This window comes from Micromonospora sp. NBC_00617 (genome assembly GCF_045161355.1).
In the GTDB taxonomy this organism is placed as follows: Bacteria; Actinomycetota; Actinomycetes; order Mycobacteriales; family Micromonosporaceae; genus Micromonospora.
On sequence record NZ_CP107751.1, the window covers coordinates 3,161,959 to 3,171,423 of the forward strand.

Sequence of the window (9,465 nt, forward strand, 5' to 3'; positions counted from 1 at the left end):
GACGTGCCCGTCAACACCGAAACTGCCGCGTTGCGGGGGCGTCGAAGGGAGCAGGAGACGCTCGACCGGCTGATGCGTGACGTCCGCGCCGGGCAGAGCAGGGTGCTCGTCCTGCGCGGCGAGGCCGGAGCCGGCAAGACAGCCCTGCTGGACTACCTGACCGAGCAGGCACCGGCGGGCCGCGTGATACGGGCGGCCGGAGTGGAGCCCGAGTCAGAGATCGCGTACGCTGCTCTGCAGCAGATCTGTGCGCCGCTGCTGGGCCACCTCGACCGGCTGTACGGGCCGCAGCGCGCCGCGCTCGCCACCGCCTTCGGGCTCAGTGCCGGCGAGCCGCCGGAGGCGCTGATCCTCGGGCTGGCCGTGCTGGGGCTGTTCGCCGAGGCTGCGTCGGAGCAGCCGTTGGTCTGTGTCGTGGACGACGTGCAGTGGCTGGACCGGATGTCCGAGCTGATCCTCACCTTCGTCGCCCGGCGGCTGGATGCCGAGTCGGTCGCGTTGGTCTTCGGCGCGCGCAGCCCCGGTGACGAGGGGATCCTCGACGGGCTGCCGGAGTTGCGTGTCGAGGGCCTGGCCGACGCGGACGCCCGGGACCTGCTGGACTCCGTGCTCCCCGGGCCGGTGGACTCCCGGGTACGCGACCGGATCGTCGCGGAGACGCGCGGCAATCCGCTCGCCCTGCTTGAGTTGCCGCGTGGTCTCACGGCCGCGGAACTGGCGTTCGGTTTCGGCGGGCGCAGCACGACGCCGCTGGTGGGCCGGGTGGAGCAGGGCTTCCAGCGGCGCATTGCCGGGCTGCCTTCGGAAACCCGCACGCTCCTGCTTACCGCCGCGGTCGAACCGGTCGGCGACGTGCCGCTGCTGTGGCGCGCGGTCGAGCGGCTGGGTGTCGGGCTGGACGCCGCCGCACCGGCGGAGGTCGAGGGCCTGATCGAGATCGGTACCCGGGTGCGGTTCCGGCACCCGCTGGTCCGGTCGGCCTGCCGGAGCTCCGCCGGGCCCACCGACCTGCGCGCTGTGCACCGGGCGCTGGCCGAGATGACCGATCCCCAGCAGGACCCGGACCGGCGTGCCTGGCACCGGGCGCACGCGGCGCTGGGACCGGATGAAGAGGTCGCCGCCGAACTGGAGCAGTCGGCCGACCGGGCGATGGCCCGTGGCGGCCGGGCGGCCGCCGCCGCATTCCTCACCCGCGCGGCCGAGCTCACCCCCAATCCCACCAAGCGTGCCGGGCGTACTCTGGCCGCCGCCGAGGCCCGATTCGCCGCTGGCGCCTTCGGCGAGGTGCCGGACCTGCTGGCCGCCGCCGAACTGGGTCCGCTGGACCCAGTCCAGCAGGCCGGAGTGGAACGGCTACGCGCCAAGGCCGCGTTCGCGGTCAACGCCGGACGGGCGGCGGTACCGCCGCTGCTGGCGGCCGCGCGCCGCCTGGAGGCGCTCGACCCGGCCGCGGCTCGGGAGACCTACCTTGCGGCGATCGGCGCGGCCGTGAGAGCCGGGCGGCTCGGCGGCGACGACCTGCGCCGCGCGGCCGAGGCGGCTCGAGGTGTCGCGCCGGGCGAAGAACCGGCCGGTCTGCTCCTCGCCGGCCTGACGGCATGGGTGTTGGAAGGGCACGCGGCGGCGGTGCCGCTGTTCACCCGTGGCCTGACCGCGGTCACCGCCGACAACGATGTGGACCTGGCCTGGCTGACCTCGGTGGTCGGTGACGAGGTGTGGGACGACGCGGCGTTCCAGACCCAAACCGAACGGGCCGTCGGGTACGCCCGCGAGACCGGCATCCTGTCGCTCCTGCCGTACGCGCTCTCCTACCGCGCCACCGCGCTGGTCGAGACCGGCCATTTCGCCGACGCGTCGGATCTGCTCGACGAGGCCGAGGCCCTCGGCAACGTCACCGGCTCGTCCCCGCATCGGGCCCCCGCCGTCATCCTGGCCGCCTACCGGGGACGCGAGGAGCCGGCGCTGGAACTCAACGACGCGTTGGTACGCGATGCCGAGTCCCATGGCCTGGGGTGGTTGCACGCCGTCGCCAGCTACAGCAGGGCGTTGCTGTTCAACGGGCTCGGCCGGTACGCGGCCGCGTTGGAGGCAGGGCTGGAGGGGGCCCGGTACGAGGACCTCGCCGTCGTGCAGAGGACGCTCGGGGAGCTGGTCGAAGCCGCCGTCCGCGCCGGTGAGCACAGCGTCGCGGTGCAGGCCCGTGACCGCCTCGTCGCCCGTACCCAAGTCGTCGACACGAGCTGGGCGCGCGCCGCCCACGCACTCGCGGACGCGCTCGCCGGGCCGCCCGAACGCGCCGAGGAGTACTACCGCGAAGCGATCGAGCAGTTCTCCGCGACGCGGCTGAGCATGCAGACCGCGCGCGCCCGCCTGCTCTACGGCGAATGGCTGCGCCGCAAGGGGCGGCGCGGCGACGCGCGGGACCAACTGCGCGCCGCGCATGAGGCGTTCACCACGACGGGTGCCGAGGCCTTTGCCGAGCGCGCTGCGCGAGAGCTGGCCGCCACCGGCGAGACGGTGCGCAAGCGGACCCTGGGGGTACGCAAGGAGCTGACCCCCCAGGAGGCGCAGATAGCGCGTCTGGCTGCGGCAGGGCGTACGAATCCGGAGATCGGCGCGGTGCTGTTCCTCAGTCCGCGTACCGTCGAATGGCACCTGCGCAAGATCTTCACCAAGCTGGGCATCAGCTCCCGCCGCGAACTCGCCTCCGCCCTGCGCGACCGGTGACCCGGTGGCGATCCAGGAGGCCGGCAGCGCTGTGGGTGCCGACAACCCCGTCCGCCCTGGTCACGACCGATTCGATCACGACAACGGGATCTTGTCGTTGTCGACGTCCCGGGGGCGTATCGGATCGCTGACGGTGGCTGCGTAATGATGGCTCGTCATCGCGGAACTCACTCAGCCTCGATCCACCGACGCGGTTCGTGATGGTCGCGGTTGAATAGATTCGATTTCGAGTGGTTTCGGGCAGGGTGGAATCGCCGATTTCGTGATCGGCTTGCTCTGGGCGTGGTCGTTCGGGGTGGCAGCGAGGTTCGTGGCCTGTGGTCGGGCCGCCTGGTTTCGGTCGGTGTGCGGTGGTCAGCCGGGCCAGGGCGATCATGAGGGCAGCCCTTGCGTGATCATGGTTCTTGCGAAGGAGCCATGACACACAACATCAGTGTGAACGATGCCGGTTCGGAGTGCTGCGTTCGGGGAGTTGTCGGAGTTCCGGCAGGACTTCTATGCCTCGCTGCGTCGCCGGGCGGATGCCTTGTTCGAGCTTGCCGATGCGGTGTTGTGCACCGACGGGCCGGTCACCAGTTTGGTCGGGTTGTCCCTGGCGGCGGAGCATCGTCGTGGTCACGGCGCGTTGTACGACGCGGTGAACAGCGGCGTTGTCGAGGTGGACCGGTTGCGGCGGGCGCTGGTCGGGTTGCCGTTGCCGCGTGACCGCGACGGCCGGATCGTGTTGACGGTCGATGTCAGCCCGTGGTTGCGGCCGGACGCCGCGACTGCGGAGGCGCGCTCGTTCTGCCACGTGTATGGCCGTGGCCGTAACGCTGCGCAGATGATTCCGGGTTGGGCGTACTCGTTTGTCGCCGCGTTGGAGACCGGGCGTTCGTCCTGGACTGCGGTGCTGGATGTGGTGCGGATAGGGCCGCTCGAGGATGCCACCGAGGTAACCGCCGGGCAGGTTCGGGAGGTCATCGCCCGGCTGCGTGAGCACGGGCGGTGGTGTGACGGCGACCCGAGGATTCTGATCGTGTTCGACGCCGGCTACGACGTGACCCGTCTGGCATGGTTGCTGCGCGATCTCCCTGTGGATCTTGTGGGGCAGCTGTGTTCGGACCGGGTCCTGTACTTACCCGCCGAGGCCCCGGTACCGGGGCGGGTCGGACGCCCGGCCCGGCACGGCGGGGTCCTCGACCTCGACCAACCGGCAGATCATCGGTGACCCTGCCGTCGCCACGGTCGGTGAGACCAGCCGTTACGGTGCGGCGTTCGCCGACGCGTGGGATCGGGCCCACCCGAGGCTGGCCCGGCGCGGCGGGTGGACCGAGCATGCGGGGCCGTTGCCGATCATCGAGGGCACCGTCATCCGGCTCCGCGTGGACCGGCTGCCCGGTGATCGGCATCCGAAACCGGTGTGGTTGTGGGCCTCGGCGACCGGGCTGACCGCGTCCGAGGTGGACCGAATCTGGCAGGCGTATCTGCGTCGTTTCGATGTGGAGCACACGTTCAGGCTGTTCAAGCAGACCCTCGGCTGGACCCGGCCCCGGGTGCGGGATCCGCGGGCCGCCGACCCGGTGGACCTGGCTGATCATTGCCGTGCATACCCAACTACGGTTGGCCCGCGATCTGGCCACCGACCTGCGCCGCCCGTGGGAGCGTCCGCCGGCCAAATCCGGACGGCTGACCCCGGCCCGCGTCCGGCGCGGATTTCCGAACCTCCACCCGAAACTCGCCCAGCCGGCCAGTGCACCGAAACCCACCCGACCAGGCCCGGGACGCCCGCCAGGCTCCCGGAACAAGCACGTCAGAGCACACCCGCCGGTCGGCAAAACCCAACACCAGAACGCGGCAACCAACCACAACAAGCCACAAAAGGTTTAATCACAAGCTGAGAGGGCGTCGGGTAACTGGTTGAGGACCGGATGTCACGGCGAGACACATCGATGGCAGGTCCTCGACAAATGGATCATCCCCGCCATGATCGCGTGGTGTGTGCCAATGCGAATACGGCGGGGATGATGCCCGCGAAGTCTATCCGTCGAGCTTGACCGGCGCGATGTGGGCGGTCCTGGCCCCGCTGATGCCTGTGCGTGACCTGGGTAAAGGCGGTCGACCCCGGGTCTACAACGATCGGCTGGTCCTGGACTCGATCTTCTATGTGCTGCGGTCGGGGTGTCCGTGGCGGATGATGCCGCGTGATCTGGCGCCGGCGGATGCGGCGCATCGCTGGTTCACGACATGGCGGAAGAACGGCACCTGGGACCGCATCCACGACGAGCTTCGCCGGCAGGTGCGAGTGGCGGCCGGTCGTGAGCCGGAGCCGACCGCGGCGGTCTTGGACGCTCAGTCGATCAAGTCCAGCGAGGGTGGCGAATGCCGCGGGTTCGATATGGGCAAGAAGACGACGGGCCGCAAGAGGCACCTAGTCGTCGACACGATGGGCCTGATCCTGGTGGTGATCGTCACCTCCGCCTCCGTCAACGACCGTCCCGGCGGCCGGCGGATCCTGCAACGCCTCGCCGAGACATTCACCACCATCGCCCTCGTATGGGCCGACGGCGGGTACACCAACAGCATCGACGCCAGCCTGCCGAGCTGGGCGAAAGACAAGCTGGGCATCCTGCTGGAGATCGTGAAACGTACCGACGACGTCAAGGGCTTCAAGGTCTTACCGCGCAGGTGGGTCGTGGAGAGAACGTTCGGCTGGCTGGTCCGTAACCGGCGCCTGGCCTGGGACTACGAGCGGCTGACCGCCAACTCCGAAGCCATGATCAAGATCGCGATGATTCGACTCATGACGATGCGTCTGGCAGGTCAGGCGATCCGCTGGAGCAACGCCACCGAACGCGAAGCCGCCCGACGCATCAACGCCGAACAACTAATCGCGCTGTCGGGCTCTGCGCAGACGCTACGGCCGGCACCGGTCAGAGGGTGACGACGGCGTCGTCGGCGAAGGTGAACAGGCCGGCCTTGAACGTGATCGTCTTCAGCTTTGTGCCCTTGGGAACGTCGAAGTAGACGTTCGCCTTCACCGCGTTGCCGGGGATGATTTTGTCGAGGAAGCCCTGCCCGTCGGTGTTGCCGTAGATCCCGGCCGCGCCGTCGACCTCGAACTCCCGGCCGGAGCCGTCCTGAGCGGTGCCGTCGGCATGGAATGAATGCGCGTGCTTGGTGACGTTCTTAGCTGGCTCTGGCAGCGCCCTGGTCGGGGATCTCGTGCTGGCGGACAACCCGGTCGATGCGGCGGTCGGGCACGACCCACATGACCGCCACGGTAACGAAACCGGCCAGGGCGAGCCCGACTCCGATGTGCCCACTCCGGTCGATCAGCAGGGCGCTGAGGATCCCGGCGAGGTAGAGCACCAGGGAAACCTTGCCCTTGATGTCGGCGCCGACAGCCTGCCGCAGCGGCGACCCCGGCCCCTGCTGCCGAATGATCACCGTCTGGAGCACGAAGTATGCGATGGCCGCGCTGAGCAGGTTCAGACCGTAGATGCCTACGGGGATCGGTTCAAACCTTGAGTCGTCGATCCAGGCCGTCGTCAACGGAAACAGCGACAGGCAGAACAGCAGCGCCAGGTTCGCCCACAGCACCCCGCCGCTGACCTGCCGCACCAGGTGGAACATGTGGTGATGGTTGTTCCAGTAGATGCCCACATAGACAAAGGTGAGGAGATAGGTCAGCAGCCCGGTGCCGGTCGTGCGGACGAGGTCGGAGAGGTCGTGACCTGCCGGGACCTTGAGCCCCAGCACCATGATCGTGATGATGATGGCGAGCACACCATCACTGAACGCCTCCAGTCGGTTGGTCCGCACCACACAACCATCCTTTCGCCCTCAACCACACGGCCACCACCGCGACCTGGTAGGAGACAAGCACAACAGACGCTGCTACGGACAGGTCCGGCGCCGCAGCAAAAACGCGGCGCCGAGGACGATGGTAGTGATGACGGTGTTCACGAGCAGCGGCCAGGGGCCGCGCTGCGGACGACCGGCGCTGCGGACGGTCAGGTCCGGCAGCAGACCAGTGGCGAGGTGCAGGTCGGTGATTGAGGTTCCCCCCTGCAGACCGGTCACCCTGAGCCCAGACAGTGGTCTGGGGAAGGATGGCCTGGTGCCACGTCCATCGAAGTGCCCCGAGCAGTTCCGTAGGGACGCTGTTGATCTGGTCCGTTCGTCGGGACGGTCACTGCGTGAGGTCGGTCAGGAACTCGGTGTCAACCATGAGGCGCTACGGAACTGGGTCAGCGCCGCGAAGACCGCCGAGGCCGCCGGACGCGGTCGACGGTCCCTGCTCAGATGCGGTCACCCAGTGATGGGATTGAGGAACGTCGGCCGGCGCTTGTGCTCGACCCGCAACTCCGCGAGGTACTGCCCAAACGCCGCATGTTCTCCAATGGCCTGGTACACCGCTCGCAGGGCGGGGAGCAACGCGACGGCCCGCCGGTAGCGCCGCTTGTCGGCCGAGTTGAGGATCGCCTGCTCGACGAGGTCCCGGTACGGCTGTATGGCCTCCTCCGGATGTGTGGCGGCCCGCCTTGCCAGCAGGGTCTGCCACTGCGGTCCGCCGAGCCACCACCGGTGGTGCAGGGCCTCCTCCCAGGCCTGGTCGTCACGGCCCACCGCCAGCAGCACGTCGACCAACTCGGAGGCGTACGCCGGCTGCTGGGTGATCCGGTCGCGCAGCATCCCCAGAGCCCACGCCGCTGGATCGTCGCCGCCAGCCGTTTCCACGGTGTCAATTAACGATCGGTACCCGGCAGCGGTGGGATGCCGTGCGAACTCCTCCCGCCGGACCCGCACGGCACCCGGCGTGTCGCCGGCGGCGAGGAGCATGTCGACCAGGAGGTCGCGGAGCCGGTCGGTGTAGGGCGAACCCGCGTTGACGATCACACCCCGCCGGGCCCAGTTGATCGCCGACCGTCCCTTGGGGCGTGGTCCGTCGGTCAGCCCAGGCGGGCGGTCACCGCGGCGACCACCTGCTCCTGTTCCGGCACAAGATAGAAGTGGTCACCGGGGAACGTCGCCAACTCGAAGCAGCCGGTAGTCAACTCCCCCCAGGCCCGCACCGTCGACGTGGTGCAGGTCGGGTCCTCGGTGCCCAGGTAGGCGACGATCGGGGCTCGGACCTTCGCCGGTTCCCGCGGCAGGTGGCGGTAGAGCATCCGCAGGTCCCCCCGGAGCGAGGGCATGATCAGCTCGCGGAGCTTCGGTGACCGCAGCAGCACCGGATCGACCTCGCCCAGGGCGCCGATCCGGCCGAGCAGATATTCGTCGTCGGCGAGATCCGGATCGAGGTCGACCTGGCAGACGTGCGGCGCGCCGTGTCCCGAGACGAAGAGCACGCTCGGCGTGAACCCGTACCGGGACTCCAGAACCAGGGTGACCTCGTACGCCACCGACGCGCCCAGGCTGTGGCCGAAGAATGCAATCGGCCGGTCCAGGTACGGCACGAGCACGTCACTGATCCGCTCGGCGAGCACGTCCATCTGATCCACGCAGGGCTCCAGCAGCCGGTCCTGCCGACCCGGGTAGCAGACCGCCAGCAGATCGGTGGCGCCGTCAAGCAGGCCCGCCCAGGGTTGGAACACGTTGGCGTTCCCACCGGCGTGCGGGAAGCAGACCAGCCGCAGGTCGGACCGCTCAGCTCGGCGGAAGGTCCGCAGCCACCGGCCGCGTACCTCGGCCCCTATCATCTCCACATTTCTCCTCCCGCCGGCCGATGCCCGGTCAGTCCGACATCGCCACCAGGATGCGGCGGCTCCCGGTGTAGGGCCGCCGACCGTGCGCCACCAGCACGTTGTCGATCAGCAGCAGGTCACCGACGCGCCAGTCCACGTCGATCGCCGCGTCCAGCCCTCGGTCGCGGATCTGGAACACGTACTCGTCGGGGATCGGGCTGCCGTCGGCGAAGGTGACCGACTGGGGCAGTTCGTCCTGCGTCATCACCTGGGTCATCACCCGAGCGACCTCGTCGTCCAGAGCGGCCGGGTGCCACTGGTCGCTCTGGTTGAACCACACCTCCACCCCCGTTACGGGGTGCCGGGTGGTGGCCGGGCGGACCTGGCTCACCCGCAGCCCTTCCGCGGTCCACTTCCAGGTCGCCCCGGTGCCGTCGAGAAACGCCTCGACCTCCGCCCGGTCCTCGGTCTCAAAGGTCTGCTGCCAGCTCTTGCCCAGCCCCAGGCCGTCGTGCAGGTTCTGCTGGTAGCACACCCCGCCCGCGAAGGCGGCGCGGACCTCCGGGTCGAGGGACTCCAGCCAGTGATGGGCGTCGACCACCGGGGTGGCACCGCCGGTCGGCGCGGCGAGCTGGCAGTAGAACAGCAAGCGGGCCGGCCAGTGCGCGGCGTACGACAGTTCGTTGTGCATGGAGATGGTGTACGGCGCCGGGTACTCCGTCGAGGTGTAGACGTTGCGGCCGACCTTGGTGCGGGGCGAGTTGCCATGCACGTAGGCGAGCCGGTTGGGCAGCACCATGTCCATCACCGGGTCCAGCGCGCCCGGCTCGACGCCGAAGCCCCGGAACACCAGCGCCTTCTCGGTGGTGAGTAACGCCGTTAGGTCCAGCTCCCGCAGATGGCCGATCAGCCCGTCAACGGTGGCTGCGCATCCGGCGCTGCTGGGTGTGATCTCGTGCGGCTGCCACGTGCCGTGCTCGCTCATCGGTCGGTCTCCTCCACGCCAGGGTCGGTCCAGTGCCGGCAGCCTGACGTGGGCAGCCATATTTCCTCGATATCGTCGCCGGGC

General features: G+C 69.2%; 7 protein-coding genes and 3 pseudogenes. 4 read left to right on the forward strand and 6 right to left on the reverse strand.

Annotation, left to right across the window (positions count from 1 at the left end; genetic code table 11):
• Positions 1-3: 3 nt before the first annotated feature.
• The 3 genes and pseudogenes from OG505_RS14530 to OG505_RS14540 all read left to right on the forward strand — a co-directional run.
• Positions 4-2,727, forward strand: a complete 2,724-nt coding sequence (locus tag OG505_RS14530) for an ATP-binding protein (RefSeq protein WP_405433838.1) — start codon at positions 4-6, stop codon at positions 2,725-2,727.
• A 442-nt stretch (positions 2,728-3,169) separates the two neighbouring features.
• Positions 3,170-4,596: pseudogene (locus tag OG505_RS14535) on the forward strand (NF041680 family putative transposase).
• A 109-nt stretch (positions 4,597-4,705) separates the two neighbouring features.
• Positions 4,706-5,527 (forward strand): annotated as a pseudogene (locus tag OG505_RS14540) (IS5 family transposase); the annotation flags it as partial.
• 112 nt (positions 5,528-5,639) lie between these two features.
• Here the strand turns inward: OG505_RS14540 and OG505_RS14545 are convergent.
• The 3 genes from OG505_RS14545 to OG505_RS14555 all read right to left on the reverse strand — a co-directional run bounded on the left by OG505_RS14545 (position 5,640) and on the right by OG505_RS14555 (position 6,792).
• A complete protein-coding gene (locus tag OG505_RS14545) occupies positions 5,640-5,945 on the reverse strand; it encodes a DUF4352 domain-containing protein (RefSeq protein ID WP_405433839.1) in 306 nt (101 codons plus the stop codon).
• Positions 5,896-6,534 (reverse strand): TMEM175 family protein, encoded by a 639-nt coding sequence (locus OG505_RS14550; protein ID WP_405433840.1) that lies wholly within the window; start codon positions 6,532-6,534, stop codon positions 5,896-5,898. Before OG505_RS14550 ends, OG505_RS14545 begins: the two co-directional genes overlap by 50 nt.
• Positions 6,535-6,606: 72 nt before the next feature.
• Complete coding sequence (locus tag OG505_RS14555; RefSeq protein ID WP_405433841.1) at positions 6,607-6,792, reverse strand: hypothetical protein; 186 nt, start codon at positions 6,790-6,792, stop codon at positions 6,607-6,609.
• Positions 6,793-6,829: 37 nt separating this feature from the next.
• Here OG505_RS14555 and OG505_RS14560 point away from each other — a divergent pair.
• Positions 6,830-6,973, forward strand: a pseudogene (locus OG505_RS14560) (transposase); the annotation flags it as partial.
• A gap of 47 nt (positions 6,974-7,020) precedes the next feature.
• Here the strand turns inward: OG505_RS14560 and OG505_RS14565 are convergent.
• Genes OG505_RS14565 through OG505_RS14575 form a run of 3 tightly spaced genes read right to left on the reverse strand, consistent with a single transcriptional unit; the run spans position 7,021 to position 9,381 of the window.
• Complete coding sequence (locus tag OG505_RS14565) at positions 7,021-7,608, reverse strand: hypothetical protein (protein ID WP_405434910.1); 588 nt, start codon at positions 7,606-7,608, stop codon at positions 7,021-7,023.
• A gap of 53 nt (positions 7,609-7,661) precedes the next feature.
• A complete protein-coding gene (locus OG505_RS14570; protein ID WP_405433842.1) occupies positions 7,662-8,411 on the reverse strand; it encodes a thioesterase II family protein in 750 nt (249 codons plus the stop codon).
• Positions 8,412-8,445: 34 nt separating this feature from the next.
• Positions 8,446-9,381, reverse strand: coding sequence for a TauD/TfdA family dioxygenase (locus tag OG505_RS14575; protein WP_328375638.1), 936 nt, complete (start codon positions 9,379-9,381; stop codon positions 8,446-8,448).
• Between the last annotated feature and the right edge of the window lie 84 nt (positions 9,382-9,465).

Coding starts and splice junctions, on each gene's coding strand:
- OG505_RS14570 (WP_405433842.1), bottom strand. CDS start 8,411: ATGATAGGGGCCGAGGTACGCGGCCGGTGGCTGCGGACCTTCCGCCGA.
- OG505_RS14575 (WP_328375638.1), bottom strand. CDS start 9,381: ATGAGCGAGCACGGCACGTGGCAGCCGCACGAGATCACACCCAGCAGC.